The sequence below is a fragment of the Agrobacterium sp. RAC06 genome (genome assembly GCF_001713475.1).
In the GTDB taxonomy this organism is placed as follows: domain Bacteria; phylum Pseudomonadota; class Alphaproteobacteria; order Rhizobiales; family Rhizobiaceae; genus Allorhizobium.
Genome location: NZ_CP016499.1, coordinates 2766444 through 2792937, shown reverse-complemented (window position 1 = coordinate 2792937; position 26494 = coordinate 2766444). Strand labels below are relative to the sequence as shown.

Here is a 26494-nt window from a genome sequence, read left to right as displayed (position 1 = left end):
CTGATGAAGACCGACGGTTTGGAGGAGGCCCGAGGGCATATGTTGGAACTGCGTAAAGTCTCGAAAATGGCGGGAGGTGAATATCACATTCACCCGACCGATCTGACATTGCAGCGGGGTACGCTCAATGTCCTGCTCGGGCCCACCCTTTCGGGCAAGACTTCCCTGATGCGCCTGATGGCAGGCCTCGACAAGCCGACTTCCGGAACCGTCCATTTCGACGGCAAGGATGTCACCGGCATGGCGGTCCAGAAGCGCAATGTCGCGATGGTCTACCAGCAGTTCATCAATTATCCGGCTTTGACGGTCTACGAAAACATCGCCTCGCCGATGCGGGTCGCCGGCAAGGATGCGGCCACAATCGATCGCGAGGTTCGCAAGGCTGCCGATCTCTTGCGTCTGACGCCCTATCTCGATCGCACACCGCTCAATCTGTCCGGTGGACAGCAGCAGCGTACGGCGCTGGCCCGCGCCATCGTCAAGAACGCCACCCTTGTGCTGCTGGACGAACCGCTCGCCAACCTCGACTACAAGCTGCGCGAGGAACTGCGCGAAGAGCTCCCGAAGATCTTCGCCGAATCCGGTGCGATTTTCGTCTACGCGACAACCGAACCATCTGAAGCTTTGCTGCTCGGCGGCAACACCGCGACCCTGTCAGAAGGCCGGATTACCCAGTTCGGTCAGACGATCGACGTCTATCGCCGCCCCCTGGACCTCTTGGCCGCCAAAACTTTCGCCGATCCGCCACTCAACACAATCGCGCTCGTCAAGCGGGGCGCAAGTTTCGAGCTGAACGGTCAGCCAGTTCTCGCGGTACCGGCCCATCTGGCGTCGATCGCGGACGGCCCCGTAACGGTCGCCTTCCACCCACATCATCTGTCGCTCACCGCTCTGCCTGGCGCCATGCCGATGCGCTCGCGGACGCTGGTTTCTGAAATCGCAGGCTCGGAGAGCTTCATCCATGTCGAATACGGCACCGCCCGCTGGGTGTGCCTGGCCCATGGCATCCACGACATCGATCCCGATCGCGAGATCGATGTCTTCATCGATACCCGTCACCTGATGGCGTTCGGCGCCGACGGCAAGGCGCTCGGCGCGCCGGCCGAAATGGCCGCGTGAGGAGCAACGTCATGGCACGCATCAATCTCGACCATATCCGCCACGCCTACACCCCGGCCGCCCGCGCAGCCGGCGATTATGCCCTAAAGGAAGTCCACCACGAATGGGACGATGGCGGCGCCTATGCGCTGCTTGGGCCCTCGGGCTGCGGCAAGACCACCCTGCTCAACATCATCTCCGGCCTTTTGCATCCGTCCGACGGCCGCATCGAATTCGATGGCGTTGATGTCACCAACCTGCCGACAGCCGCTCGCAACATCGCCCAGGTCTTCCAGTTCCCGGTCGTCTACGACACCATGACGGTCTACGACAATCTGGCCTTTCCGCTGCGCAACCGCCATGTCCCCGAAGATCAGGTCAACAAGCGGGTCAACGAGATCCTCGACATGATCGACCTGCAGCCCATGGCCCGCAAGCAGGCGCAAGGCCTGACGGCGGACCAGAAGCAGAAGATCTCCCTCGGCCGTGGCCTCGTCCGCTCCGACGTTAACGCGATCCTCTTCGACGAGCCGCTGACGGTCATCGATCCGCACATGAAGTGGGTCCTGCGCTCGCAACTCAAGCGCCTGCACCGCCAGTCGGGTTTCACCATGGTTTACGTCACCCATGACCAGACCGAGGCGCTCACCTTCGCCGACAAGGTCGTCGTCATGTATGACGGTCAGATTGTGCAGATCGGGACGCCGGCCGAACTCTTCGAGCGGCCGAGCCACACCTTCGTCGGCTATTTCATCGGTTCTCCTGGTATGAATGTCATGCCGGCAAAGGTGAGCGGCGCAACCGCCATGATTGGTGATCAGGCGATCAACCTGCCGGGCGCACCGAAGCTCTCCGGTCAGAGCAAGATCGAGCTCGGTGTCCGGCCCGAATTCATCCGCCTCGGACGGGAAGGCATTCCGATCTCCATCGACAAGGTCGAGGACATCGGTCGACAGAAGATCGTGCGCGCCCGCTTTGCCGACCAGTCGCTGTCCGTTGTCGTGCCCGAAGATGCAGATATTCCCGCCGATCCCCGCATCACATTCGTCCCAGAAGGTCTCGGCATCTTCGCCGATTCCTGGCGCGTAGGCATGGAGGGCTGACCCATGGAAAAAACCTGGAACAACAAGGCCTGGTTCATGGTCGTCCCGGTCCTGGTGCTGGTGGCCTTCTCGGCCGTCATCCCGCTGATGACCGTCGTCAACTATTCCGTCCAGGATACATTCGGCAACAACCAGTTCTTCTGGGCCGGTACCGACTGGTTTTCCGACATCCTGTCGTCGGACCGTTTCTGGGATGCGCTTGGACGCAACCTGATCTTCTCCATGATCATTCTTGCGATCCAGGTGCCGCTTGGCATCTTTATCGCGCTCAACATGCCGAAAACCGGACTAGGCGTTCCGGTCTGCCTCGTGCTGATGGCGCTGCCGCTGCTTATTCCGTGGAATGTCGTCGGCACCATCTGGCAGGTCTTCGGCCGCGTCGACATCGGTCTTCTCGGCTATTCGCTAAACGCCATCGGATTCGACTATAATTACACGCAGAACCCGATCCACGCCTGGGTCACCATCATCGTGATGGATGTCTGGCACTGGACGAGCCTTGTCGTGCTGCTCTGCTATGCCGGCCTCGTCTCGATCCCGGATGCCTATTACCAGGCAGCCAAGATCGACGGTGCATCGCGCTGGTCCGTGTTCCGCTTCATTCAGCTGCCGAAGATGAAGCGCGTGCTTCTGATCGCCGTGCTGCTGCGCTTCATGGACAGTTTCATGATCTACACCGAGCCCTTCGTCCTGACCGGCGGCGGCCCCGGCAATTCGACCACCTTCCTGTCGATCGACCTCGTCAAGATGGCGGTCGGCCAGTTCGACCTCGGCCCGGCGGCGGCCATGTCGATCATCTACTTCCTGATCATCCTGGCTCTGTCCTGGGTTTTCTACACCGTCATGACCAACAGTGACGCGAAGGGCTGAGGGAGATACCGATGAAAAGCACTGATAACCGCACCGGTCTCGGCTTCCTGGTTCCGACGATCTACATCATCTTCCTGCTGCTGCCGATCTACTGGCTCGTCAACATGAGCTTCAAGACGAATGCGGAGATCACGGGCGCCTTCTCGCTCTGGCCCGTCAATCCGACACTTGCCAACTACGCGGTGATCTTCACCGATCCGTCGTGGTACAAGGGCTACATCAACTCGATCATCTATGTGTGCCTGAACACCGTGATCGCGGTTGCCGTCGCGCTGCCGGCAGCCTATGCTTTCTCGCGTTACAGGTTCCTCGGTGACAAGCATCTGTTCTTCTGGCTGCTGACAAACCGCATGGCACCGCCGGCTGTCTTCGCGCTGCCCTTCTTTCAGCTCTATTCCGCCTTCGGCCTGATCGACACGCATATCGCCGTCGCCATTGCACACTGCCTTTTCAACGTGCCGCTCGCCGTGTGGATCCTGGAAGGCTTCATGTCGGGCGTGCCGAAGGAAATCGACGAGACGGCCTATATCGACGGATATTCCTTCCCGAAGTTCTTCGTGAAGATCTTCATGCCGCTAATCGCATCCGGCATCGGTGTCGCCGCCTTCTTCTGCTTCATGTTCTCCTGGGTGGAGCTCCTGATCGCTCGCACGCTGACGACGACGGATGCCAAGCCGATCGCAGCGATCATGACGCGCACGGTCTCGGCCTCGGGCATGGACTGGGGTGTTCTCGCAGCAGCCGGGGTACTGACGATCATACCCGGGGCGCTCGTCATTTATTTCGTTCGCAATTACATCGCCAAGGGCTTTGCCCTGGGCCGGGTCTGAGGAGGGTTCGATGGATTTCACTTGGATGGCATGGACCACGCCGACCGCGATCTTCTTCATCGTGATTCTGTGCCTGATCCTGTCGATGGCGGTCTGGGAATATCTGTCCCCGGGCGGCAATCCGCGAACCGGCATTCTACGCTTCGAGACGACCCGCGGTGACCGCCTTTTCGTGTCGCTGCTCGGGTCGGCTTTCATCAATCTCGCTTGGCTCGGTCTCGTTGGACCGAACCTGTGGTGGGCTCTTGCTCTGTCCGTGGTCTACGCCATCGGCGTTTTCCGCTACGTCTAGAGCAGAAAAGACGGGATGGCGGCGGGAGGTCGCCATTCTCGAGACTGCAAACCGAATGCAATCGCAACCTTAGGGAGGACATAATGCGAAAGCACCTTTTGACGACGACGGCCGCCATGCTTCTTGCCATGACGGGTGTCGCATTCGCCGACATGGAAGCGGCGAAAAAGTTCCTGGACGCCGAGGTCGGCGACATGTCGGCACTCGATCGTGCCACACAGGAAGCCGAGATGCAGTGGTTCATCGATGCCGCGAAACCTTTCGCCGGCATGGAGATCAAGGTCGTCTCCGAAACCATCACCACGCATGAATATGAATCGAAGGTCCTCGCTCCGGCCTTCACCGCCATCACCGGCATCAAGGTCACCCATGACCTGATCGGTGAAGGCGACGTCGTTGAAAAGCTGCAGACGCAGATGCAGTCGGGCGAAAACATCTACGACGCCTACATCAACGACTCCGACCTGATCGGCACCCATTGGCGCTATCAGCAGGTTCGCAACCTGACCGACTGGATGGCCGGCGAAGGCAAGGACGTCACCAGCCCGACCCTCGACATCGACGACTTCATCGGCAAGTCCTTCACGACCGCCCCTGATGGCAAGCTCTATCAGCTGCCGACCCAGCAGTTCGCCAACCTCTACTTCTTCCGCTACGACTGGTTCAACGACGAGAAGAACAAGGCCGACTTCAAGGCGAAGTACGGCTACGACCTCGGCGTTCCGGTCAACTGGTCGGCTTATGAGGACATCGCTGAATTCTTCACCGGTCGCGAAATCGACGGCAAGAAGGTCTTCGGCCACATGGACTACGGCAAGAAGGACCCGTCGCTCGGCTGGCGCTTCACCGACGCCTGGCTCTCCATGGCTGGCAACGGCGACAAGGGCATCCCGAACGGCCTTCCGGTCGACGAGTGGGGTATCAAGGTCGATGAAAACTCGCGCCCGGTCGGCTCTTGCGTCGCCCGTGGTGGTGACACCAACGGCCCGGCCTCTGTCTACGCCATCGAGAAGTATCTCGAGTGGATGAAGAAGTACGCCCCTCCGGCCGCCCAGGGCATGACCTTCTCCGAATCCGGTCCGGTGCCGTCGCAGGGTGAAATCGCCCAGCAGATGTTCACCTACACCGCCTTCACCGCCGACTTCGTCAAGGAAGGCCTGCCGGTCGTCAACGCGGACGGCACGCCGAAGTGGCGCTTTGCTCCGAGCCCGCATGGCGTCTACTGGAAGGACGGCATGAAGCTCGGCTATCAGGATGCCGGTTCCTGGACCCTGATGACCTCGACCCCGGTCGATCGCGCCCAGGCGGCCTGGCTTTATGCCCAGTTCGTCACCTCGAAGACCGTCGACGTGAAGAAGAGCCATGTCGGCCTGACCTTCATCCGTCAGTCGACGCTCGACCATCCGTCCTTCACCGAGCGCGCTCCGAAGCTTGGTGGTCTGGTCGAATTCTACCGCTCGCCGGCTCGCCTGCAGTGGTCGCCGACTGGCACCAACGTTCCTGACTATCCGAAGCTGGCTCAGCTCTGGTGGCAGGCAATCGGTGATGCTTCTTCCGGTGCAAAGACTGCGCAGGAAGCCATGGACTCGCTCTGCGCCGAGCAGGAAAAGGTCCTTGAGCGTCTCGAACGCGCTGGCGTCCAGGGCGATATCGGTCCGAAGCTCGCCGAGGAAAAGACCCTCGAAGAGTGGAACGCCGATGCCGTTGCCAAGGGCAATATCGCGCCACAGCTGAAGATCGAGAACGAAAAAGAACAGCCGATGACGGTCAACTACGACGAGCTCGTCAAGAGCTGGCAGTAACGACCGGCGATCGCCGCTGAATTGACAATCGCCGGGGCGCAAACTACGCCCCGGCTTCTTCACTTAAGGAGTTTCAGCCTGATGAGCGGTTACATTCTGGCCATCGACCAGGGAACGACCTCGACCCGCTCGATGATCTTCGATCACGAGATGCATATTGTCGGCGTCGCCCAGCAGGAGTTCACCCAACATTTCCCGGATTCCGGCTGGGTCGAGCATGATGCGGACGAGATCTGGCAGAGCGTGCTGGCGACCATCGAGAAGGCACTCTCTGCCGCCAAGATCAAGATCGGCGATGTCACCGCGATCGGCATCACCAACCAGCGCGAAACCGTCGTTGTCTGGGACCGCGAGACCGGCCAGCCGGTCCACCGTGCCATTGTCTGGCAGGACCGCCGCACGGCCCGTTTCTGCGACGAACTGAAACATAAGGGCCTGGAACCGCTCTTCACCGAAAAGACCGGCCTGCTGCTCGATCCTTATTTCTCAGGCACCAAGCTCTCCTGGCTCTTGAAGAATGCCGACGGCCTGAAGGCCCGCGCCGAAAATGGCGAGATCTGCTTCGGCACGGTCGATAGCTGGCTCATCTACAAGCTGACCGGCGGCAAGGTCCACGCGACCGACGCGACAAATGCCTCGCGCACGCTGATCTATGACATCGGCGAAAACCGCTTTGACGACGAACTCCTTTCGATCCTCGAAATCCCGCGCGCCATGCTGCCGGAGGTCAAGGATTGCGCCGACGATTTCGGCATTACCGATGCGTCCGTGCTAGGCGCCGAAATCCCGATCCTCGGCGTCGCCGGCGACCAGCAGGCCGCCGTCATCGGCAATGCCTGTTTCGAGCCCGGTATGATGAAATCGACCTATGGCACGGGCTGCTTCGCACTCCTGAACACCGGCCGCGATCGCGTCGCTTCCTCGAACCGGTTGCTCACCACCATCGCCTATCGCATGAATGGCGAAACCACTTACGCTCTTGAGGGCTCGATCTTCATCGCCGGTGCCGCCGTCCAGTGGCTTCGCGACCAGATGGGCTTTGTGAAGGTCGCCTCGGAGACGGATGCGCTCGCGAGCAAGGCCGACCCGCATCAGCGCGTCTATCTTGTGCCGGCCTTCACCGGGCTTGGCGCACCCCATTGGGATGCCGATGCCCGTGGCGCCATCTTCGGATTGACCCGTGGAACGGGCCCGGCGGAATTCGCTCGCGCCGTACTCGAAAGCGTCGCCTACCAGACCCATGATCTCCTGGAAGCCATGAAGAAGGATTGGAACGGCAGCGCATCGAAGACGGTGCTCCGCGTCGATGGTGGCATGGTCGCCTCCGACTGGACGATGCAGCGGCTGGCCGACATCCTGGCCGCCCCCGTCGATCGTCCCGTCGTGCTGGAAACCACGGTCCTCGGCGCCGCCTGGCTCGCAGGATCCCGCGCCGGCCTCTGGCCCGACCAGAAGGGCTTCGCCGCGACCTGGAAGCGCGACCGCCGTTTCGAACCGGGCATGAATGTGACCGAACGGGAAGCAGCTATTGCCGGCTGGCAGGACAGCGTGTCCCGTTGCCTGACCACGCGCTAACCGACTAGGCGATGAGCGCGACCAGGGTCTCCAACCGGTCGGCGTCCTTCGGAAGCTTGTCCTGACGGAGACGCGCGATGCGGGGAAACCGCATCGCGACTCCCGACTTGTGCCGCGTCGAGCGAGCAAGCCCCTCGAAGGCCACCTCGACGACAAAGCCATGCTCGGGTTCTGCCCTCAGGCTGCGAACCGGGCCGAAGCGCTCCACCGTATTGTTGCGCACGAACCGGTCGAGCACCTCAAGCTCCTCGTCGGTGAAGCCAAAGTAAGCCTTGCCCACCGGCACCAGCACATCCCCTTCGCCGGGGATCGCCGTCCAGACCCCGAAGGTGAAGTCCGAATAGTAGCTGGACCGTTTGCCGTGCCCGCGCTGCGCATACATCAGCACGGCATCGGCATTCATCGGGTCCCGTTTCCACTTGAACCAGGGCCCCTTGGCCCGCCCGGCCTGGTAACTGCTGTCCAGCCGCTTCAGCATCACCCCTTCGATCACCGGATCGGGTGGGTCAGCGCGCAACTGCTCCAGCTCCTCCCAGGTCGAGAAGGAAACGAGCGGCGACAGATCGAACCGCCGTGGCTCCTGCCGCTCGACAAGCGCGCTTAGCCGCTCACGGCGTGTGAGGAAAGCCTCGGACCGAACGTCTGCCTCACCATCGAACAGGATGTCGTAAGCGCGGATGAAGACCGGATACTCTTCCAGCATCTTGGCCGTCACCGTCTTGCGATTGAGCCTCTGCTGGAGATCCGAAAAGGTCCGCGTCGGCGCATTGCTGCGCGAGGTGCCACCGACCAGCAGTTCTCCGTCGATCACGCCATCGAACCGCGCTGCGTCGACGATATCGGGGAAGGCACCGGAAATATCGTCGCCGGAGCGCGAATAGAGCCGGCTCTTCCCGCCGGAGCAGGAAAGCTGCACGCGGATACCATCCCACTTCCATTCCGCCGCGAAATCCTTCGGATCGAGATTGGGGAGATCCCTGTCTTCGATCGGCGTGGACAGCATCACCGAATGGAAGATCGCCGGCGTCGACAGAACTGGCTTTTCGACCCGGTTCTCCAGCCAGGCGAAGAGTTCGGTATAAGGCGGCTTTAGCCCATGCCAGAGGCTCTCGATGTCGACGACATCCTTGTCGCCATAGAGCGCCAGCGCCTGCTTGGTGAGCCTAGCGGAGACACCGATTCGAAGCCCCCCGGTGACGAGCTTGATCAGGGCGAACCGCTCCGACGTATCGAGCCGGTCAAAGAGGTCGCGCATGACGGAGCGCGTTTCGTTGCGCCCGAGCCGCTGAAGCCGTTCGACGATCTTTGACAGGCTTTCGAGATCTTCCTCGCCTTCGGCCTCAAGCGTCTGCGGCTCCCAGACTAGTGAAATGGTTTCTGCCAGATCGCCGACATAGTCATAGGAATATTGAAACAGGATCGGGTCCATCCGCTCCAGGACCAATTCTTTCAGCAGCGCCGGCTTCACGCCCTTGATGTCGAGCCCATCAGTGAGCGCGGCCAGCGCATAGCCGCGATCCGGATCAGGCGTCTGCCGGAAATAGTCGATGAGTAGCGTCAGCTTGCCGTTGCGGCTGGGGGTCAGCACGAGGCGATCGAGGAGGCGAGCAAAGGCCCTCATGTCAGTCTCCCTCGTCTTCGTAGCCGACGAGGTGCAGTGGCCGAGCCTTGATACCCTCAAGTTCGCACCAACGCACCAGCGCTTCCTCGCGCCCATGGGTGACCCAGACCTCCTGCGGCCCCACCTCGCGGATCGTGTCCAGAAGCTCCGGCCAGTCGCAGTGGTCGGAGATGACGAGCGGCAGTTCCACGCCTCGCTGTTTCGCCCTCTGCCGCACCATCATCCAGCCGGACGCAAAGATCGCGAGGGGATCCTCGAAGCGCCGTGCCCAGCGGTCGTTGAAGGCGGAGGGCGGACCGATCACCACGGCGCCCTTGAAGGCGCCAGACTTCTTGTCCTCGGTCGTCGCCGGGCGAAGCTCGCCGAGCTCCACGCCCTGTTCGGTGTAATAGTCGCAGAGCCGCGCCATCGAACCATGAATGTAGATCGGTTTTTCATAGCCACCCCGCCGAATGAGCGAGATCACCCGCTGTGCCTTTCCCAGCGCATAGGCGCCGATCAAGTGGCTGCGTTCCGGAAATTGCTGCAGAGAGGTCAGCAGTTTCTGGATCTCCAGCCGCGGATCGGGGTGGTGGAACACCGGCAGACCGAAGGTTGCTTCGGTAATGAACACGTCGCAGGGCACCGGCTCGAAGCTGGCGCAAGTCGGATCGGCGCCACGCTTGTAGTCGCCGGACACCACGATCCTGGTCCCCTGCGCTTCGATCTCGATTTGTGCGGAGCCGAGCACATGGCCTGCCGGATGAAAGCGGACGGTCACGCCGTTGACCGATATCGTCTCTCCGAAGGTCGCACTCTGTGAGGTGCTGCAAAAGTCCTCGCCGTAGCGTATCGCCATGATGTCGAGTGTCTGGCGCGTGGCGAGCACATGGGCGTGCCCCGAACGGGCATGATCCGAATGTCCATGAGTGATCAGCGCCCGGTCAACTGGCCGGACCGGGTCGACATAAAAGTCGCCGAGCGGGCAGTAAAGCCCGCCCGGCGTTGGGTGAAGGAGAAGGTCCGGCTTGATCATGCCGTGAACATAGGGCGCCCGAAGACGCCCTTCCAGCACTCACTGCGTAAAGCGCGAAACGGCGAGATAACCTGCAGCGCAAGCGGTTGCCGAGAGAAATGCACCCCACGCCATGTCAACGAGGCTGACCTGCAGCGACCAGCCCTTCAGCGTGGCGAGATTGGTCATGTCGTAGGTGCCGTAAGCCAGAAGTCCAAGGAGCGCCCCGTTGAACAATGCGGTGACGATGCTTCCGGCGGACACGGCCGGCATGACCGCAAAATAGACAAGTCCGACCACGTAGAAGAGATAGAAAATCCCGGCGGCAGCAAAGTTGGGGGCCGCCAGCAGCAGGCTGCCGATATGCTCGCGGTAAAAACCGATCGCAATCCGCGTCAGCCAGAGATAGTCGATGGCGAAGAAAACAACGGCCGTGGAGATGTAGGCGATCACGTAAGGCATTTGTCTTCCCTCTCGACCGGGCGCCTGCCCGGCCTCCCATCAAATTCCAAGAACCGGCTGAACCAGGCGGACCAGAAGGCTCTTGAACTTCAGCGGTGCGTCGGTCACGGCGAGACAGATGCAATCCTCGTCCGGTGTCGCCACCGGCTGATGCGTCAGCGTCTCGTCGGCTTCCTCGATGTCCCCGCGTTTGAATACGGTCGCACCGTCAGTGAACGCGCCTTTGAGCACCAGCGTCAATTCGCGGCCGCCATGCGAGTGCTCCGGAACCGGCTTGCCGGCCGGAATCTTCAAGAGGCGAACCTGGCTCTCAGTATCTCTCGTCTTGATCGGGATATGATAGGCGCCGCGGCCGAGTGCCTTCCATTTCAAGGCCTCGACGTCGCCGCCAAGATAGGAGCGCAGCGGCTCAGGCAAAACCGGAAGATCGGTCGGAGTGGCAACCGGCTTTGCCGCGGCGAGCCGCGACGTGCCCTGCGAGTTGAGCTTTGCCTTCATTGACGACCAGCTGTCTGACGCTGGCGTCTCTTCGGCGGTCACCTCGGTCGCCTCGAGCAATTGACCGCCGGTATGCTCCATGAAGGAGAGCCTGTTGCGGCAGGACGGGCAAAGCGCCAGATGTGTCGCAACGGCAATGCTCCAGCCCTCGGCCAGATTTCCGGTCGCATAATCGAGCAGAAGCTCGTCGCTGATGTGGTGTTGGACGTGGAGGGTCATGCCCGCTCCTCCAATGCTGCACGCAGCTTCGCGAAAGCGAGGCGGATACGTGATTTCACGGTCCCCATCGGCAGTCCGAGTTCGGCTGCGATCGTGCTGTGGGATGCTTCTCTGTAGAATGACATTTTGAGGAGTTCGAGCTGTTCGGGTGGTAGGGTTTCCATGGCGCGCCGAAGGCGATCAGCCTCCTGCTTGCCTTCGAATTCGACATCGGCCGGTGGTACGTCGTCCGGCACGAAGGCCGGATCAGACGGGTCAAAGGTCGGACGCCTCTCGCGACGGAATGCGTCGATGCGTTGGTTACGGGCGATGGTGAAGATCCAGCTTGAGACATTTCCCCTTGTTGGGTCGAACTGCTCGGCCTTGTTCCAGACCGCAAGCATCGTCTCTTGCATCAGCTCTTCGGCCGCCTGTCCGTCACGGGCAAGCTTCGCCATATAGGCACGCACCTTCGGACCATAAAACTTGAAAATCGTCTCGAAGGCTTCGATGTCTCTATCGCGGCCGACGGCGGCCAAAAGCTGCGAGAAGTTACGCTGGTCCAGTTCTTCCACCGACTCGGTCATCGAAACGCTTTTTTTCCCTCGTTTGAGCGGCGCAACGACCTTTTGCGGTGCAATTCGCCCGGGGTCATTGTGGCACGCATCTGCCGAGATGTGTATCGCGTTCATCATGCAGCGGTCTACGCCGCGGTTCTCGGCTCGGATCACTGCCTGTGAATTTATTCGCTGCGATCAATCCATTGAGATTTGCTTTGCGTAATCAGCGACAAACAGATTGAATTGAAGATGTGGCAAAGGGCGGGAAATGGACACTGGTATGACGAAGGCCGCATCCGGCGGTAAACGCAGGGTCGCGGTCATCGGATCGGGGATTTCGGGCCTCTCATCCGCCTGGCTGCTGTCAAAGAGCGCCGATGTCGTTGTTTACGAAACCGAGAGCCGGCCGGGCGGCCATTCGAATACGGTGATCGCCCCCGGCGCCCAGAAAGACATCCCCGTCGACACCGGTTTTATCGTTTACAACGACCGGAACTACCCCAATCTGGTGAAGCTTTTCGAGCATCTCGATGTGCCAACCCTGCCGTCGAACATGTCTTTTGCCGCCTCTCTCGGCGGTGGCGCCTTCGAATATTCGGGTTCGGGGCTCTCGGGGCTCTTGGGGCAGAAGTCGAACATTCTGCGTCCGCGCTTCTGGCGCATGGTGAAGGACCTTCTTCGCTTCTACAAGGAAGCCCCCGGCCTTCTTGAGCGTCGTGAACTCGAAGGCGTGTCGCTTGGCGACTACCTCGCATCCGCCGATTATTCGCCTTCCTTCATCGAGGATCATCTCCTGCCGATGGGCGCTGCGATCTGGTCGACCACGGCGTCGGAGATGCGGCTTTATCCGCTGCATGCCTTCATCCGCTTCTTCGCAAACCATGGATTGCTGGTTCTCAAGGATCGGCCGCAATGGCGCACGGTGAAGGGCGGTAGCCGCGAATATGTGGCCCGTATCCTGGCCGACTTCCGCGGGGAAGTGCGCCTCGGCACGGCCGTGACAGGTGTCCGCCGAGGTATTGCCGGCGTTCAGGTGACCGATGTACATGGTGGCGTAGAGGTCTTTGATGACGTCGTTCTCGCCACCCACGCAAACCAGAGCATCGATCTCCTGGAAGACGCGGATAGCGAAGAGATCGAGATCCTCGAGTCCTTCCAGTACACGCCCAATCTCGCCGTGCTGCATTCGGACGAGACTTTGATGCCGAAGCGAAAGTCGGTCTGGTCCAGCTGGAACTATGTGGCGGAGAAACAGGCAGACTCGAGCGAAACCCTTTGCGTCACCTACTGGATGAACAAGCTGCAGTCGCTGGATCCGGCAACGCCTCTCTTCGTCACCCTCAATCCCTGCCGTCCGATCGATCCGTCCAAGATCATCGAGACTTTCAACTATGAACACCCGCTCTTCGATGTCGCCGCAATTCGCGCCCAGCGCCGTATCTGGCAGCTTCAGGGCCGCCGCAACACATGGTTCTGCGGTGCATATTTCGGTAGCGGGTTCCATGAGGATGGCCTGCAGGCGGGGCTTGCCGTCGCCGAAGCTCTCGGCGGTGTCCGTCGTCCATGGTCGGTCGAAAACGAATCGGGTCGCATCGTCATCGGTCGCCAGCTCGAGGCGGCGGAATGAAGTTGAACTCCGCAATCTATGCCGGGCATGTGCTGCATGCCCGCAGCCGGCCCAAGAAGCACAGCCTGCGCTACAGCGTGTTTTCGCTCCTGGTCGACCTCGATGAGATCGACCAGTTGAATGAAGGCCTGCGTCTGTTCGGTTACAACAGAGCGGCGCTCTATTCGGTGCATGACGCGGACCATGGCAATGGCCGCACCGGCGAACTGAGAGCCTGGGTTGACGAGCGCCTGGCCGCGGCCGGCGTGGAGGCCGATGGCATAAAGATCCACATGCTCTGCTATCCCCGGATCTTCGGCTATGTCTTCAATCCGATCACGGTGTTTTTCTGCTATCGCGCCGAAGGTGAGCTTGCCGCAGTCCTCTACGAGGTCTGCAACACCTTCAACGAGCGCCACACCTATGTGATCCCGGTCGAGGCTGAAGAGAACGGCATCCTGCGCCATAGTTGCGCAAAGGAGATGTATGTCTCGCCATTCATGCCCATGAACTGTGAATACAATTTCCGTATCAGCCCGCCGACCGATGATGTGACCATCAATATCGGCGAGAGCGATCCGGAAGGGCCACTTTTGTTTGCAACTTTTTCCGGCCGGCGCCGTCCTTTGTCAGACAAAGGTTTGTTGCACATGTTGCTGAAGTATCCTTTGATGACCCTTAAAGTGATGGGGGGCATTCATTGGGAGGCGCTGAAGCTTTGGTGGAAGGGCGTACCCATCTACCGACATAAGCCAGCAGCAGCCAGAATAGCGTCTACGATCGTCGTGCAGAATGGGATGAATAAGTCATGAGTCACGCTGAGCAGGAAATGCACCCTGTGGTTAGCTCTCTCACATTCTGGCAGCGCATGATGTGCCGCTGGGCCGACCGGATCGCCGTGGGCCGCCTGACACTTCAGTTCGAAGGCTATGGTGAACATGTCGCGATCGGTGCAAACCCGGGCCCGAATGCCGTATTGTGTGTCCGCAATGCGAGCCCGGTCTTTCGCCTCTTGACCAGCGGGACCCTTGGATTTGCCCAGGCCTATATGGACGGAGATCTGGATTCGCCTGACATTGGCGCGGTGCTCGAACTGGCGCTGGCCAACGAAGCGCAGCTCGGGCGAGTTCTGTCCTCCTCATCCATCTTCATGACGCTCGCCCGCTTGCGTCACAAGCTGCGCCGTAACTCGAAGAAGGGTAGCCGGCGAAATATCGCCTATCATTACGATCTCGGCAATGCGTTCTACGGCCTGTGGCTGGACCGCACCATGACCTATTCCTCCGCGCTCTACAGCGCACCCAGCATGAGCCTTGCCGATGCGCAGGAGGCAAAATACGCCCGCATCGTCGAAGAACTGAAGATCGGTCCTGAGGATCATGTCCTGGAAATCGGCTGTGGTTGGGGCGGCTTTGCCGAACATGCGATCCGCAAGACCGGCTGCAGGGTCACCGGGCTGACGCTGTCGACCGAACAGGCGAAATTCGCCCGCGAGCGGCTCGATAAGGCCGGTTTCGCCGACAGGGTCGACATCAGGCTCGAGGACTACCGCGATTGTCGCGGGCAATACGACAAGATCGTTTCGATCGAGATGTTCGAGGCGGTGGGTGAAGAAAACTGGCCGGTCTATTTCAAGGCCATTCAGAACCTGCTGGTCGAAGGCGGGCAGGCGCTGATCCAGACCATCACCATCGATGAGAGCCGCTTCGACTACTACCGTCGCAGCGCTGATTTCATCCAGACCTATATCTTCCCCGGCGGCATGCTGCCCTCGGTGACCGTTTTCGAGCGGGACGCTGAGGGTGCAGGCCTGAAGGTCGGTGATCGCTTCCGCTTCGGCCGCGATTACGACCGTACGCTGATCGCCTGGGACAGCGCTTTCACGGCCAACTGGCAGAAGATCGAGCCTCTCGGTTTCGACCGCCGCTTCTACCGCATGTGGCGTCTCTACCTGCACTATTGCGCGGTTGGCTTCCGCTTCGGTCGCATCGACGTCGTGCAGTTCAGGCTGGACAAGCCAGCCTGAACGTCAGGTTTCCCAGATTTGCAGTTTGTACTCCGGTCAAGAGCCCTTCGGCCGGAGCATCTTGCGCGTCAACGCAAAGCGTAGCGCGTGGGGCAGGGCGTGCAGGAAACGGATCGCGAGTGCCATCTTCCAGGGGAAGATGATCTCGAACTTGCCCTTGGCCAGACCCTTGGCGATCGTGTCGGCGGCCTCTTCCGAGGAGACCAGGAAGGGCATCGGGAAGTCGTTCTTCTTGGTCAGCGGTGTGTCGACGAAACCCGGGTTGATGATGGTCATCTTCACGCCATGACGCTCGAGCTCGGGATAGAGCGCTTCGCACATCACGTTGAGCGCGGCTTTCGTCGCGCCATAGGTCGCAGCGCCGGGGAGCCCGACATAGCCTGACACCGAGGCGACGACTGCGATGTGTCCGCGGCGCCGCGCGATCATCGCCGGCATCACCCTTTCCAGACACGAGGCGGTGCCGAGCACGTTGAGTTCGAACATCTGGCGGGTCCGCGCGCTGTCAAAGTCCTCGGCATAATCGCGGGTGTAGGAACCGGCCGCAAAGACGGCGAGATCGACCGGGCCCATTTCGCTCTCGATCGCCGCAAATGCCTGCTTGACGGCTGCGGGGTCGGTGACGTCGAGCGGGTAGACGCCGACCTTGCCGGGATGACTGGCTGAGAGCGAAGCGAGCGCATCGACACTGCGGGCGCTGACGGCGATTCGGTATCCGTCTCGAAGGAGGCGTTCGGCGAGCGCCCGGCCAATGCCGGTGCTGGAACCCGTAATCCAGGCAATCTTGTTCATGATATCCTCTTGCTTGATCTCCTGAACAATACGCCCCGGGGGTGAGCTCGGTTCAGGCCGTCCAGCTGGAGAGCAGCGAAAGCCCCTGCTTCAGCAGATCCTCTGCGTCTTCCTTGTTGGCGGCCTCGACATAACAGCGCATTTCCGGCGCATTGCCAGAGGGCCGAAAGTGGATCACCCGGCCATCGGCCAGCGTTGCCCGCAATCCATCGATGTCGCTGACGCTTTTGACGGCACCGATTGGGCTGAGGAAAGCCGACAAGTGATCTCCCGATGCCCTGAGATGCGCCATGAGCGAGGCGCTGCGTTCACTTGCGTAGTTCTCCAGGCGGTCGCTAAGCGCCACCGGGAGATTGAAATCGTCAACCAGTTCTGAGAGCGAAAGGCCGCGTTCTGCCGCGGTTCCGAGCACGGCCAGCGCCGGTAGGAAGCTGTCCCGGGTCGGCAGAGCCGCGATGGTCTTTTCACCGATGGTGAAATCCGATCCCAGCATCAGGCCGCCATTCGCCTCAAAGCCGAGCACGCCGGATTCTCTAGCCGAGAGCGCGTCCTCCATGGCAGCAATGACAAAAGGCGAGCCGACGCGCGTGCGGCGCACGGCAAAGCCGCCGTCCTGCTCGAGGCCGGAATTCGATGTGACAGGCGTTGCTACAACCTTCGCCTTGAGGAAGCGGGAAACGATCAGTCCGAGCAGATCGCCGCGCAGCGGCCTGCCATGCTCGTCGGCCACCAGCGGCCGGTCCCCGTCGCCATCCGTCGAGATGATCGCGTCGAGGGCGAGTTCGTCGCTCCAATGCGCAAGTTGCGTGACCGTGTCCGCCGATACCGCTTCGGTATCGACAGGGATGAACTGCTCCGAGCGCCCCAGCTGAAACACGGTTGCTCCGCAACGCTCAAACACCGTGACCAGCATGTCGCGGGCGACCGAACTGTGTTGGTAGATGCCGATCCGCTTTCCCTTCAGCGCATCGGGCGCAAGGATGCCGAGATTGCGGTCGATGAAGAGCTGCGTTGCCTCTGCCTCGCCAGCCGTTCCGGAGCCGGCCTCGACCTTGTTGGCGTCTGCATCGTCTTTCAATGCGGCTGCGAGACGCGTGATCGCCTCCTCGTCGCTCTTGTTGACCTCTCCATCGGGCCGGTAGAATTTGATGCCGTTGCGGTCGGCGGGAATATGGGAGCCGGTGACCATGATCCCGGCCGCCCCGATCGAGGCGCCGTAGAGCGCCAGCGCCGGGGTTGGGATGGTGCCGCAGTCGATCGGAACAAGGCCAAGGCGCTTCATCGCGGCCATGATCGTGGATGAGATTTCCGGGCTCGACGGACGAAAGTCGCTTCCGACCACGACAGGCGATCCCGGCTGCAGTGCGCCGCTTTCCAGCATGTGTCTTGCGAAGGCGGTTGAATAAAGTGCTGAGACCGAGCCAACGAGATCTGTCGAAAGCCCTCTCAAGCCGCTCGTACCGAACTTTACTGTCATGCATGCCTCCTGAGGGTCTCGCGAACAGATGGCGTTATATGGGCCTGTGACCCAAGGCATCAAGCGGAAGTATCGCTTGGCCGTCAGGCAAGTCCAAATCTGTGGGGGGATCCAGAAACGAAAAGAGCCTGGCGCGGGAGGAGGATGCGCCAGGCTCTTAAACTTGATCGGCAATTGGGAGGAGGAGGAGTATTGCCGATCCTACCGAGCGGCACTGGGAGGAGGAGTGCGCCGCTTCGATGCTTTGGTTATATCCACGGCGCTCGATTCTGCCAAGCGCGCTTGTTGCAACGCAGCAGTGCGTAAAATGCATGGCTTGATGTCCGGGCAGGAACGCGCTGCTACGATTTTTGCAGCGACACGCTTTCGTATCTTTCGCATCGGCGCGTTTCTCTGAAAACAAAAGCGCGTTTGCGTAGCAATTGAGCAAATCTCTATCCTGCTTAGCAGTTTCTCATGCACCTATCACAAGGCTGTGACCGCCTTGAGTGGTCCGGGCAGGCGCGGGATGGTGCAAGGGTGTGCTTTGGTCTATAGCGGGCAGGGACAACATCTGACTTCTGGAGTAACCGATGACGACGATCCGCTATCACGAGGGGGACATCTCGTCCGATGCCGCCGGTCGCTATATCGACGCCATTGCGATCGATACGGAGACCCTCGGCCTCGTCCCTCGCCGCGATCGTCTCTGCGTCGTCCAACTGTCTCCCGGTAACGGAACCGCCGACGTAATCCGGATCGCCAAAAATCAAAAGGATGCGCCCAACCTCGTGGCGATGCTCGCGGACCCGGCCCGTCAGAAGATCTTCCATTATGGTCGCTTCGATATTGCGGTCCTGTTTCAAACCTTCGGCGTGACCACGACCAACGTGTTCTGCACCAAGATTGCATCCCGCTTGACCCGAACCTACACCGATCGGCACGGTCTCAAGGACAATCTCAAGGAAATGCTCGAGGTCGATATCTCCAAGGCGCAGCAATCGTCTGACTGGGCTGCCGAGACCCTGAGCCAGGCGCAGCTCGAATATGCGGCCTCGGACGTGCTGCATCTGCATGCCCTCCGCGACAAGCTCACGCAGCGCCTTTTGCGCGACGACCGGATGGAACATGCCAAGGCTTGCTTCGAATTCCTTCCCACGCGGTCCAAGCTCGATCTTCTCGGCTGGGAAGAAACCGACATCTTCGCGCATAGCTGACCTGCCTGGCGGCCTCAGTCGCGCCTGACAATGCCGACCCGGGACATGACATCGGCCGGGATGGCATACCGTCGGATCATATCGCCCTGGTTTCGCAAACCACAAAGCTCCCGCTGGATCATCAAGCAAAACACCGCGTCGGCTGCTGCATGGCGCAGGGCCTCAATCGGGGTGCCGTCCACACCGCGCGCGCCAGCCAGCGTCTCAAGAGCCTCCTCAGCCTTCCGGCCCGCCCGTGCCAAGGCATCGGCCTTTTCACCGGCCAGTTCCAGGTCGAGGGGCGTGACGCTGTCGTGAAGCGCCGGAGAAAGCAGAGAGGCTGGAGTTTTGAAGCTCATGGCTAGATCTTCTCATGGGTGAGATTTGAGGGGAGCTTTGCCCATTTCGCCAAGGTTTCATTAACCGAGACTTCGCATGATCCCCGCATGGAAATTGGTGACGCGGCGAGCCTTTCAAGTTGCTCGTTGCACATAAGGCGTTGATCAGGCGACCATGACGGAAGCAGCTACTATCCTCTTAGACTCGGTATCGCGTAGTTCATCCAGCTATGATCTCGATCTGATCGAAGCGCCTGCGGAACAAGCCGACATTGAAGACCAGGGCCCGCAATATGCGCCAGCCAACTGGCTGGACGCATTTATCGTCGATGAGCGCAGCCGCTCGGACGAGGCTTTTGGCGAGCGCGTTCCAGTCCCCTCGGATGAGGCTGGCCTCTATCCGCGGTTCATGCGTCTCGTCGATTAAGCTAGCGCGGCAGGCTGGCGATCGTTGCCCTCGCCCGGATTTCGTCCAGGCTCCAGTCCACCAGAAGCTCCCCGTCCTGCCAGACCGGCTGCAAGAGGTTGGGGCGGTTCCCGAGATCTTCCAGCTGGATCGGCATGATGTCATAGCCATCGGCGATCGCGGCCACACGGCCTGCCATTGACACCTTCTGCTGCGGATTGGACGGGCGGCGCACAACCGGACGCCACTGGCCTTTATCGTCCTGAACGGCGCTCGTGCGCATGGTGAAGGACATCGTGTCCCTGTTGATCTTGTGCAGCAGGCCCGATCCCATGCCGAAGGAGATGTTTTCGGAGGAGAAACCCATGCCTTCGAGCCGGCCCAGGATCATCTGAATATCCTGGATCGAAACGCCGTCCGACTGGATCACCCGGACATTGCCGTCGAGCACCTTGAAACCCCTGCCGTTCAGCCGTGTGCCAAAGGCGTAGGCGAGTTGGGCCACGACCTGGACCGGTGTCTCGATCGGATCGCCACTATCCGGCCGCACCACGAGAACGCCACCGGCAGCGCGCACCTTGGTCTGCAGTTTCTTGCCCCAGATCTCTGAAACGGCGTTGTGGAGGTCGAAGCTATCGGAGACAACGGAATAGCCGCCGAAACTCGCGAAATTGTCGATCATGTGGGAATAGGCTTCCGTCTCGTGCGGCTGGCCCCAGGCAATGATCGTTCCATGTTCGGCAGCCGGGATCGACTGGGCCGGCATCGAGGCCTTGTAGAAGCGACGGGCCTGCAGAATGGCGGGAAGCGAATCAGAGCTGTGGAAGTGCACAAGATGCGCTGCCCCGCCGATCGCCGCCTGTTCGACGCTGGATGTGCTGCGGCAACCATAGTCGCTGATCCGGCTCGGTTGCAGCCCGTCTGGATCGTCCGTTGTCCGATCCAGGAAGGGCTGTATCGCCATCCGGATGCGCCAGGCCGTCGTCGCGACAGTCGACGGATACCAGACGGCGCGAAGCAGCGCGGTCTCCATATAGGAGGTGAGCCACGGCACGAGAGGATCGGTGTTGACCACCTGCATGACGGGCACCCCGCGGCGGATTGCGGCGCCTTCGGGCAGTGCCTCGATGCGCAGCGGCAACAGTCCGCCATGCGCATTCAGAATATGCTCCCACCCCTTGCGGTCGAAAGGCTGGCCGTGGTGGCGTGCAATCTCTTCGGCTTCCTCGATGTCACCACGGCTGATCGGCTTCGACAGGTAGTCTTTCAGGAACATCTGCAGACCAAAGAACATCACCTCGGGACGGAAGGAGTTGCCCCGCGTGGTGACGAAGGCGCTGACGGCCCGCGTATCTTTCGGATACTGCAGAAAGACGCCAAGCTTGTAGCTGTCGGTGTTCAGGAGAAGATTGCGTGTCATGCCTGCGTCCGTGTTGGATCGAATCGGCGACAGTGCGCCGCCTCGTCCATCGTGCACGCCAATCAATGCGCGAGGCTGGTGTCGCCCGTTGAGATTGCGTCTTAGTGCTTCATTAACCAAATCAGGCAAGGATTGAGGATCGGGCAGCCGTGGTACGGCTTAAGACATCGCCCGAAACTCTTGTCCCGAGGCACCAGAACCGGAGAGGTTGCCATGCTTCCTCCAGTCCTTGCGTCCACTGTGCCCTACACGTCTGCGACCGAGGCAAAGCCGCGACCGGAACAACCGGCCGGCTCTCGCGCAACAGCGCTTGCCTCACCGCCAATGCCAACGGCCATCAACCAGAGCGCTGCAATCGCCGGCCAGTTGAACATCATGCTCCTATCGGGTCCTGAGCGCATGTCTCAGAATCTTTCTGTTCTGGCAGACGTCCTCGGCGCCGCCCTGAAGATCGAGCGGCGGGCCGACGAGACGCCTGGCGACTACATGGGTCGCTTGATCGAAGGCATCGCGGCACTGCCGGCCGCCGATCGCCTGAAGCTGCAGAAGCTTCTGACCCAGTCGTTTGCCGGACTGCAGTTGCGCACACTGCTGGCGGCCATGGCCACCCCCTCGGGCCCGGAACGGGCAACCCTGGCACTCTATCTCGAACTCTATCGTCAGACGGACAGGGACGGAGCGGCGCGCTCGGTCATCTCGTCCTATCGGGAGGCGGCCGGCGAAGCTCGCCCGACGGCTCAGAGCGTCAGTCGTCCCTTGGCCGCAAACGATGTCGGACGTGCGCCGAACGACCCCCAGCGCACCGCACAGACGGCAGCCGGGCAAAACAGACCTCTGAACACGCCAGCCGCTGCCGAAGCCAAAGGCAATGCCGAAGTGCGCGCCGCGAATGCTGGTCCGCCGCAGCGTCCAGACATGGATGTGACGCGCTCCGCCCGAGCCACAACGGCAACGCCATCCGGCTCCCTGCCGGGCCTCGGTATTGCGTCGGGTCGACCCGAAAGTTTGCCGGTGGCGACAGGCGCAAGCCAGCCGCTGCAGAAGGCCGGGACGGAACCGCAGACGAGCCGAGCGGCACCGTTCGCAGGCCTGTCGCAATCGCCCACCGGCAGCCCAGCCACGCAAGCCGAAAGCGGCCAAAGGCTGCCCATGCCAGCAAGCGGCGCCGCGAGACAGCCGGAGGAACGGGCTCCTGATGGAATTGCCACCCCGGATCGCCAGACGCCCTCCGCTGGATCTCCCGCAGCCATGCCGGTGATCGCCGTGCCGGGGCAGGCGAGGCCCACACCACCGATGCCGGCGGGCTGGCTCGCCGAGCTGCTCGAATCGGATTTCGTTCGGGCACTCCTGCAGCTGAAGAGCCTTTCGACCGAGCCAAAAGCCACAGCCCGGCCGAGCATCGCTCCCGGCCTGGAAGCGCAACTGGCGGCGACACCTGCCGCGCCGCCGGTCTCATCCGACGAAATGAGCGATTCAGCCGAGCAGCTAGCGCGCATGCAGGATGCAGACCTGACGGAAACGACAGAGGAGCGCCCAGCGCCCGGCGCAATCCCGTTGTCGGAGCAGGCGCTGGCGAGGTTTCCGATTGCGCGGGAAGGCATGCCTTTGCCCTTCATTCCCTACCAAGTGGAAGACGAATTCGACGTCGAACGCGTCGAGGAGAAGGAAGAAGAGGATTCCGGCAATCGGGATGGGGAGACGGATGCCGAGGACGATGACAGGGACGAAGCTGTCGATGGTGACGAGGATGCCGCAGACGTCGTGATGCCCGAAGACGAGCGCCCGGCCGGCGAACCAGCGGAGACGTATATGCAGGAGGGCATGGTGGCGGAGCTGTCCGCCCTCCCGGCGCCTTCAGAGACGGCTTTGCCGCTCCCGCCCGAGCCCGCTCACGAGCTCTACCTGCGGATGGCCGGTCTCAACTGATACTCAAGACCGAAGAAAAACCCGCCGGGATCGCTCCCGGCGGGTTCTTTGCATTCAGCGAACAGCGAGGATTAGTCGTTGTTGCGGTTCTTCAGGGCTGCACCCAGAATGTCGCCGAGCGAAGCGCCAGAGTCGGACGAACCGAACTGAGCAACGGCTTCCTTCTCTTCTGCGATCTCGAGAGCCTTGATCGACAGCATGACCTTGCGGTCCTTCTTGGAGAAGTTGGTGACGCGAGCGTCAAAAACCTGACCAACCGAGAAACGCTCCGGACGCTGATCGTCACGATCGCGGGCCAGGTCGTTGCGGCGGATGAAGGACGTGATGTCTTCGTGGCTGACGAGCTTCACTTCGACGCCACCATCATTGATGCCGATGACTTCGCACGAAACGACAGCGTTCTTGCGCAGTTCGCCCGAAGTTGCGGCTTCGCCGACAGCGTCGCGGCCGAGCTGCTTGATGCCGAGCGAGATGCGTTCCTTCTCGACGTCAACATCGAGAACGACGGCCTTGACCACGTCACCCTTGTTGAACTCTTCGATGACCTGCTCGCCCGGACGGTTCCAGTCGAGATCCGACAGGTGAACCATGCCGTCCACGTCGCCTTCGAGGCCAATGAACAGGCCGAACTCGGTCTTGTTCTTGACTTCGCCTTCGACTTCAGTGCCGGCCGGATGGCTGAAGGCAAATGCCTGCCACGGGTTCTCGAGGGTCTGCTTGAGACCGAGCGAGATACGGCGCTTGGACGGATCGACTTCGAGAACGACGACGTCGACGTCCTGCGTGGTCGAAAGGATCTTGCCGGGATGAACGTTCTTCTTCGTCCAGGACATTTCCGAGATGTGGATCAGGCCTTCGATGCCCGGCTCCAGCTCGACGAATGCACCGTAATCCGTGATGTTCGTGACGGTACCGGAGATCTTCTTGCCAACCGGGTACTTGGCAGCGATGCCATCCCACGGATCCGACTCGAGCTGCTTCATGCCGAGCGAGATGCGGTGGGTTTCCTGGTTGATACGGATGATCTGAACCTTGACCGACTGGCCGATGGACAGGATTTCCGAAGGATGGTTGACGCGGCGCCATGCCATGTCGGTGACATGCAGCAGGCCGTCGATGCCGCCGAGGTCAACGAACGCACCGTAATCGGTGATGTTCTTGACGACGCCGTCAACAACCTGGCCTTCTTCGAGGTTCTGCACGATTTCCGAACGCTGCTCGGCGCGCGACTCTTCAAGAACCGTACGACGCGAAACAACGATGTTGCCGCGACGCTTGTCCATCTTGAGGATTTCGAAGGGCTGCGGGTTGTGCATCAGCGGGGTCACGTCGCGGATCGGACGGATGTCGACCTGCGAACGCGGAAGGAAGGCAACAGCGCCGTCGAGGTCAACCGTGAAGCCGCCCTTGACCTGGTTGAAGATAACGCCTTCAACGCGCTCGCCAGCTTCGAACTTGGCTTCGAGCTTGATCCAGCTTTCTTCGCGACGAGCCTTCTCGCGCGACAGAACAGCTTCGCCGAGAGCGTTTTCGATGCGCTCGACGTAAACTTCGACTTCGTCGCCGACCTTCAGCGTGCCGTCCTTGGCGCGTGCACCGAATTCCTTCAGTGCGATACGGCCTTCGACCTTGAGGCCGACGTCAACGATTGCGACGTCCTTCTCGATGGCCGTGATGATGCCCTTGGCAACATAGCCTTCTGCCAGATCGGTCTTGGCAAAGGATTCTTCGAGGAGGGCTGCGAAGTCCTCACGCGACGGGGTAGAAACAGACATGAAATCTCCTGGTCGCATCCAACTGGATGCGTGAGCGCCGGGGGCTAGTGTTGATCTTGGCCAACAACCGATCCGCTCTTTTAGAAGAGCAATTCCGGCGCGGGGACTGGATGTCGGCCCTCAGGCTTCGGCTTGTCCGAAACCTGGTCACTTCATTTCGTCAGGGCAGCGTCGACGAGAGCCTTCGCCGCCAAGAATGCGGCCTCTATACTCATTTCGGAAGTATCTAGCAAGTGCGCGTCTTCAGCTGGTTTCAAAGGGCTGTCGGCCCGTCCCATGTCCCGCTCGTCGCGTTTCGTCACGTCGGCGAAGATCGCGTCGAAATCGGCGCTGCCGCCCTTCGACAGGATCTCGTCATAACGGCGTTTCGCACGAACCTCGGGTGACGCCGTCACGTAAAGTTTGACCGGAGCATCCGGGCAGACCACGGTGCCGATATCGCGGCCGTCGAGCACGGTGCCGGGCGCGCGCTTCGAAAAGGCACGCTGTGCCTCGACCAGCGCCCGGCGAACGGCCGGCATGACCGCGATCTTCGACGCTGCTTCGCCGATCTCGTGCGCCGAGAGAACGTCGCGGTCCAAACCGGCGAGCTCCACGGCAAGCGCCATGCGCTCCGCCACCGCCTCATCATCGAGGGATAACCCGGCGTCGAGCAGCGCCTTTGCGGTCGCGCGATAGGTGAGCCCGGTGTCGAGATGGTGGAACCCGTAGGTCTCCGCGATCCGGCGCGACAGCGTCCCCTTGCCGGCGGCGGCCGGTCCGTCGATTGCAATGATCATCCGGTCCTCATTGTCTCTATCGTTGATGCCATCGCTGATACAAATCTTGGCAGCCCTTGCCAAGCGAAGCATGTGAACCCCCGGTTGCCAAAATACCTGCGCAGATAGCCTTTGACAGGACGGGCATCAGCGATTAAGGGGACCGACTACAGTTTGGCCGGCCTCGCGCCGGGCGCTTGGCGCATGCCCTTATTCTTCACGACTTCATGAGGCTTTGACAGTGGCGAAGGCAGAACTTGGAACGAAACGGACTTGCCCCGACACCGGCAAGAAATTCTACGACCTGAACAAGGACCCGATCGTGTCGCCGTACACGAACAAGTCCTGGCCGCTTTCCTATTTCGAGGAAACCTCGGTCGCAGCCATCATGGAAAAGGCTGAGGAAGAGGACGTCGCGGAAGTCGATACCGAAAACACCGATGTCGAGCTCGTCTCGCTCGAGGACGCTGACGAAACGGCCAGCGGCGACGACATCCCTGATATGGGCGACGACGACGTCGAGATCGACGGCGACGATGACGACACCTTCCTGGAAGCTGACGAAGACGACGACGACGATGACATGACCGGCCTGATCGGCGTCACCGGCGACGACGACGAAGTCTGATATTTCAAGCATTTCGAGCCCGGGCCTAAAAAAATGCCCGGGCTTTCATTTTTCGGCTTGCCATCTCCGATTACCGGAAGTATCAAGCCGCCACCCCGACGGAAGCGGTGCTTCCAAACGGGTTCCCGGAGCCGGAATAAACCCGGTACCCTGATGGGGCTATAGCTCAGCTGGGAGAGCGCTTGCATGGCATGCAAGAGGTCAGCGGTTCGATCCCGCTTAGCTCCACCAAATTTTCCGATACATAAATGACTTTGATTCTGA

At 60.9% G+C, this 26494-nt stretch carries 26 protein-coding genes and 1 tRNA gene; 16 read left to right on the top strand and 11 right to left on the bottom strand.

Annotated features, from left to right (window positions below):
- The first annotated feature begins 39 nt into the window (after window positions 1-39).
- From BSY240_RS13505 to glpK, 7 genes are all read left to right on the top strand, one after another.
- Window positions 40-1119: an ABC transporter ATP-binding protein gene (locus tag BSY240_RS13505; RefSeq protein ID WP_069043977.1), complete on the top strand. Its 1080-nt coding sequence runs from the start codon at window positions 40-42 to the stop codon at window positions 1117-1119.
- Window positions 1120-1130: 11 nt separating this feature from the next.
- Complete coding sequence (locus BSY240_RS13500; protein ID WP_069042644.1) at window positions 1131-2201, top strand: ABC transporter ATP-binding protein; 1071 nt, start codon at window positions 1131-1133, stop codon at window positions 2199-2201.
- 3 nt (window positions 2202-2204) lie between these two features.
- On the top strand, window positions 2205-3071 hold the full coding sequence (locus BSY240_RS13495; RefSeq protein ID WP_054149356.1) for a carbohydrate ABC transporter permease: 867 nt from the start codon (window positions 2205-2207) through the stop codon (window positions 3069-3071).
- An 11-nt stretch (window positions 3072-3082) separates the two neighbouring features.
- Window positions 3083-3901: a carbohydrate ABC transporter permease gene (locus BSY240_RS13490; RefSeq protein ID WP_054149357.1), complete on the top strand. Its 819-nt coding sequence runs from the start codon at window positions 3083-3085 to the stop codon at window positions 3899-3901.
- Window positions 3902-3911: 10 nt separating this feature from the next.
- Window positions 3912-4193: a DUF2160 domain-containing protein gene (locus BSY240_RS13485; protein WP_054149358.1), complete on the top strand. Its 282-nt coding sequence runs from the start codon at window positions 3912-3914 to the stop codon at window positions 4191-4193.
- A gap of 83 nt (window positions 4194-4276) precedes the next feature.
- Window positions 4277-5995: an ABC transporter substrate-binding protein gene (locus BSY240_RS13480; protein ID WP_069042643.1), complete on the top strand. Its 1719-nt coding sequence runs from the start codon at window positions 4277-4279 to the stop codon at window positions 5993-5995.
- 81 nt (window positions 5996-6076) lie between these two features.
- The gene (glpK, locus tag BSY240_RS13475; RefSeq protein WP_054149360.1) at window positions 6077-7570 is read left to right on the top strand and encodes a glycerol kinase GlpK; all 1494 of its coding nucleotides are present in this window, start codon (window positions 6077-6079) and stop codon (window positions 7568-7570) included.
- A gap of 4 nt (window positions 7571-7574) precedes the next feature.
- Here the strand turns inward: glpK and BSY240_RS13470 are convergent, their stop codons facing one another.
- The 5 genes from BSY240_RS13470 to BSY240_RS13450 are packed head-to-tail and all read right to left on the bottom strand — an operon-like array spanning window position 7575 to window position 11930.
- Window positions 7575-9191 (bottom strand): cisplatin damage response ATP-dependent DNA ligase, encoded by a 1617-nt coding sequence (locus BSY240_RS13470; RefSeq protein ID WP_069042642.1) that lies wholly within the window; start codon window positions 9189-9191, stop codon window positions 7575-7577.
- A gap of 1 nt (window position 9192) precedes the next feature.
- On the bottom strand, window positions 9193-10206 hold the full coding sequence (locus BSY240_RS13465) for a ligase-associated DNA damage response exonuclease (RefSeq protein WP_082347633.1): 1014 nt from the start codon (window positions 10204-10206) through the stop codon (window positions 9193-9195).
- A 39-nt stretch (window positions 10207-10245) separates the two neighbouring features.
- Entirely contained in the window at window positions 10246-10647 is a 402-nt protein-coding gene (locus BSY240_RS13460) for a DUF2177 family protein (protein WP_069042641.1), read from the bottom strand.
- A 39-nt stretch (window positions 10648-10686) separates the two neighbouring features.
- Complete coding sequence (locus tag BSY240_RS13455) at window positions 10687-11364, bottom strand: ChrR family anti-sigma-E factor (protein WP_069042640.1); 678 nt, start codon at window positions 11362-11364, stop codon at window positions 10687-10689.
- Window positions 11361-11930 (bottom strand): sigma-70 family RNA polymerase sigma factor, encoded by a 570-nt coding sequence (locus tag BSY240_RS13450; protein ID WP_006725285.1) that lies wholly within the window; start codon window positions 11928-11930, stop codon window positions 11361-11363. The genes BSY240_RS13455 and BSY240_RS13450 overlap by 4 nt, the downstream gene beginning before the upstream one ends.
- 253 nt (window positions 11931-12183) lie before the next feature.
- Here BSY240_RS13450 and BSY240_RS13445 point away from each other — a divergent pair, with 253 nt between their 5' ends.
- From BSY240_RS13445 to BSY240_RS13435, 3 genes are read left to right on the top strand one after another with little or no spacing between them, the layout of a single operon-like run.
- Window positions 12184-13530, top strand: coding sequence for an NAD(P)/FAD-dependent oxidoreductase (locus tag BSY240_RS13445; RefSeq protein ID WP_069042639.1), 1347 nt, complete (start codon window positions 12184-12186; stop codon window positions 13528-13530).
- Window positions 13527-14321: a DUF1365 domain-containing protein gene (locus BSY240_RS13440; RefSeq protein ID WP_069042638.1), complete on the top strand. Its 795-nt coding sequence runs from the start codon at window positions 13527-13529 to the stop codon at window positions 14319-14321. The genes BSY240_RS13445 and BSY240_RS13440 overlap by 4 nt, the downstream gene beginning before the upstream one ends.
- On the top strand, window positions 14318-15535 hold the full coding sequence (locus tag BSY240_RS13435) for an SAM-dependent methyltransferase (RefSeq protein WP_069042637.1): 1218 nt from the start codon (window positions 14318-14320) through the stop codon (window positions 15533-15535). Before BSY240_RS13440 ends, BSY240_RS13435 begins: the two co-directional genes overlap by 4 nt.
- A 36-nt stretch (window positions 15536-15571) precedes the next feature.
- Here BSY240_RS13435 and BSY240_RS13430 read toward each other — a convergent pair whose 3' ends face one another.
- On the bottom strand, window positions 15572-16327 hold the full coding sequence (locus tag BSY240_RS13430) for an SDR family NAD(P)-dependent oxidoreductase (protein ID WP_069042636.1): 756 nt from the start codon (window positions 16325-16327) through the stop codon (window positions 15572-15574).
- A 52-nt stretch (window positions 16328-16379) separates the two neighbouring features.
- Window positions 16380-17804: a phosphomannomutase gene (locus BSY240_RS13425; protein ID WP_069042635.1), complete on the bottom strand. Its 1425-nt coding sequence runs from the start codon at window positions 17802-17804 to the stop codon at window positions 16380-16382.
- Between the two features lie 226 nt (window positions 17805-18030).
- On the opposite strand from BSY240_RS13425, the gene BSY240_RS24170 reads away from it, so the two are divergent.
- Both BSY240_RS24170 and BSY240_RS13415 read left to right on the top strand, forming a co-directional pair.
- Window positions 18031-18201: a hypothetical protein gene (locus BSY240_RS24170; RefSeq protein ID WP_171901535.1), complete on the top strand. Its 171-nt coding sequence runs from the start codon at window positions 18031-18033 to the stop codon at window positions 18199-18201.
- 175 nt (window positions 18202-18376) lie between these two features.
- Entirely contained in the window at window positions 18377-19000 is a 624-nt protein-coding gene (locus tag BSY240_RS13415; RefSeq protein WP_054149370.1) for a ribonuclease D, read from the top strand.
- Between the two features lie 14 nt (window positions 19001-19014).
- Here BSY240_RS13415 and BSY240_RS13410 read toward each other — a convergent pair whose 3' ends face one another.
- Window positions 19015-19338 (bottom strand): DUF6665 family protein, encoded by a 324-nt coding sequence (locus tag BSY240_RS13410; RefSeq protein WP_054149371.1) that lies wholly within the window; start codon window positions 19336-19338, stop codon window positions 19015-19017.
- 154 nt (window positions 19339-19492) lie between these two features.
- Here BSY240_RS13410 and BSY240_RS13405 point away from each other — a divergent pair, with 154 nt between their 5' ends.
- A complete protein-coding gene (locus BSY240_RS13405) occupies window positions 19493-19744 on the top strand; it encodes a hypothetical protein (RefSeq protein ID WP_069042634.1) in 252 nt (83 codons plus the stop codon).
- A gap of 1 nt (window position 19745) precedes the next feature.
- Here the strand turns inward: BSY240_RS13405 and BSY240_RS13400 are convergent, their stop codons facing one another.
- Entirely contained in the window at window positions 19746-21143 is a 1398-nt protein-coding gene (locus BSY240_RS13400; protein ID WP_069042633.1) for a nicotinate phosphoribosyltransferase, read from the bottom strand.
- A gap of 213 nt (window positions 21144-21356) precedes the next feature.
- Between BSY240_RS13400 and BSY240_RS13395 the strand changes: the two genes are divergently transcribed.
- The gene (locus BSY240_RS13395) at window positions 21357-23069 is read left to right on the top strand and encodes a hypothetical protein (protein WP_150127474.1); all 1713 of its coding nucleotides are present in this window, start codon (window positions 21357-21359) and stop codon (window positions 23067-23069) included.
- Window positions 23070-23140: 71 nt separating this feature from the next.
- Here the strand turns inward: BSY240_RS13395 and rpsA are convergent, their stop codons facing one another.
- Together rpsA and cmk are read right to left on the bottom strand one after the other, a co-directional pair.
- Complete coding sequence (rpsA, locus tag BSY240_RS13390; RefSeq protein WP_054149374.1) at window positions 23141-24844, bottom strand: 30S ribosomal protein S1; 1704 nt, start codon at window positions 24842-24844, stop codon at window positions 23141-23143.
- 152 nt (window positions 24845-24996) lie between these two features.
- Entirely contained in the window at window positions 24997-25623 is a 627-nt protein-coding gene (gene cmk, locus BSY240_RS13385) for a (d)CMP kinase (RefSeq protein ID WP_150127473.1), read from the bottom strand.
- 220 nt (window positions 25624-25843) lie between these two features.
- On the opposite strand from cmk, the gene BSY240_RS13380 reads away from it, so the two are divergent.
- Together BSY240_RS13380 and BSY240_RS13375 are read left to right on the top strand one after the other, a co-directional pair.
- Entirely contained in the window at window positions 25844-26230 is a 387-nt protein-coding gene (locus BSY240_RS13380) for a TIGR02300 family protein (protein WP_054149375.1), read from the top strand.
- A 155-nt stretch (window positions 26231-26385) separates the two neighbouring features.
- Window positions 26386-26461, top strand: a tRNA-Ala gene (locus BSY240_RS13375).
- Window positions 26462-26494 lie beyond the last annotated feature (33 nt).

What these genes read in the sequence shown, in the direction of transcription:
- BSY240_RS13505 (WP_069043977.1), top strand. Translation starts at nt 40, where the DNA reads ATGTTGGAACTGCGTAAAGTCTCGAAAATGGCGGGAGGTGAATATCAC.
- BSY240_RS13500 (WP_069042644.1), top strand. Translation starts at nt 1,131, where the DNA reads ATGGCACGCATCAATCTCGACCATATCCGCCACGCCTACACCCCGGCC.
- BSY240_RS13495 (WP_054149356.1), top strand. Translation starts at nt 2,205, where the DNA reads ATGGAAAAAACCTGGAACAACAAGGCCTGGTTCATGGTCGTCCCGGTC.
- BSY240_RS13490 (WP_054149357.1), top strand. Translation starts at nt 3,083, where the DNA reads ATGAAAAGCACTGATAACCGCACCGGTCTCGGCTTCCTGGTTCCGACG.
- BSY240_RS13485 (WP_054149358.1), top strand. Translation starts at nt 3,912, where the DNA reads ATGGATTTCACTTGGATGGCATGGACCACGCCGACCGCGATCTTCTTC.
- BSY240_RS13480 (WP_069042643.1), top strand. Translation starts at nt 4,277, where the DNA reads ATGCGAAAGCACCTTTTGACGACGACGGCCGCCATGCTTCTTGCCATG.
- glpK (WP_054149360.1), top strand. Translation starts at nt 6,077, where the DNA reads ATGAGCGGTTACATTCTGGCCATCGACCAGGGAACGACCTCGACCCGC.
- BSY240_RS13470 (WP_069042642.1), bottom strand. Translation starts at nt 9,191, where the DNA reads ATGAGGGCCTTTGCTCGCCTCCTCGATCGCCTCGTGCTGACCCCCAGC.
- BSY240_RS13465 (WP_082347633.1), bottom strand. Translation starts at nt 10,206, where the DNA reads ATGATCAAGCCGGACCTTCTCCTTCACCCAACGCCGGGCGGGCTTTAC.
- BSY240_RS13460 (WP_069042641.1), bottom strand. Translation starts at nt 10,647, where the DNA reads ATGCCTTACGTGATCGCCTACATCTCCACGGCCGTTGTTTTCTTCGCC.
- BSY240_RS13455 (WP_069042640.1), bottom strand. Translation starts at nt 11,364, where the DNA reads ATGACCCTCCACGTCCAACACCACATCAGCGACGAGCTTCTGCTCGAT.
- BSY240_RS13450 (WP_006725285.1), bottom strand. Translation starts at nt 11,930, where the DNA reads ATGACCGAGTCGGTGGAAGAACTGGACCAGCGTAACTTCTCGCAGCTT.
- BSY240_RS13445 (WP_069042639.1), top strand. Translation starts at nt 12,184, where the DNA reads ATGACGAAGGCCGCATCCGGCGGTAAACGCAGGGTCGCGGTCATCGGA.
- BSY240_RS13440 (WP_069042638.1), top strand. Translation starts at nt 13,527, where the DNA reads ATGAAGTTGAACTCCGCAATCTATGCCGGGCATGTGCTGCATGCCCGC.
- BSY240_RS13435 (WP_069042637.1), top strand. Translation starts at nt 14,318, where the DNA reads ATGAGTCACGCTGAGCAGGAAATGCACCCTGTGGTTAGCTCTCTCACA.
- BSY240_RS13430 (WP_069042636.1), bottom strand. Translation starts at nt 16,327, where the DNA reads ATGAACAAGATTGCCTGGATTACGGGTTCCAGCACCGGCATTGGCCGG.
- BSY240_RS13425 (WP_069042635.1), bottom strand. Translation starts at nt 17,804, where the DNA reads ATGACAGTAAAGTTCGGTACGAGCGGCTTGAGAGGGCTTTCGACAGAT.
- BSY240_RS13415 (WP_054149370.1), top strand. Translation starts at nt 18,377, where the DNA reads ATGACGACGATCCGCTATCACGAGGGGGACATCTCGTCCGATGCCGCC.
- BSY240_RS13410 (WP_054149371.1), bottom strand. Translation starts at nt 19,338, where the DNA reads ATGAGCTTCAAAACTCCAGCCTCTCTGCTTTCTCCGGCGCTTCACGAC.
- BSY240_RS13405 (WP_069042634.1), top strand. Translation starts at nt 19,493, where the DNA reads ATGACGGAAGCAGCTACTATCCTCTTAGACTCGGTATCGCGTAGTTCA.
- BSY240_RS13400 (WP_069042633.1), bottom strand. Translation starts at nt 21,143, where the DNA reads ATGACACGCAATCTTCTCCTGAACACCGACAGCTACAAGCTTGGCGTC.
- BSY240_RS13395 (WP_150127474.1), top strand. Translation starts at nt 21,357, where the DNA reads ATGCTTCCTCCAGTCCTTGCGTCCACTGTGCCCTACACGTCTGCGACC.
- rpsA (WP_054149374.1), bottom strand. Translation starts at nt 24,844, where the DNA reads ATGTCTGTTTCTACCCCGTCGCGTGAGGACTTCGCAGCCCTCCTCGAA.
- cmk (WP_150127473.1), bottom strand. Translation starts at nt 25,623, where the DNA reads ATGATCATTGCAATCGACGGACCGGCCGCCGCCGGCAAGGGGACGCTG.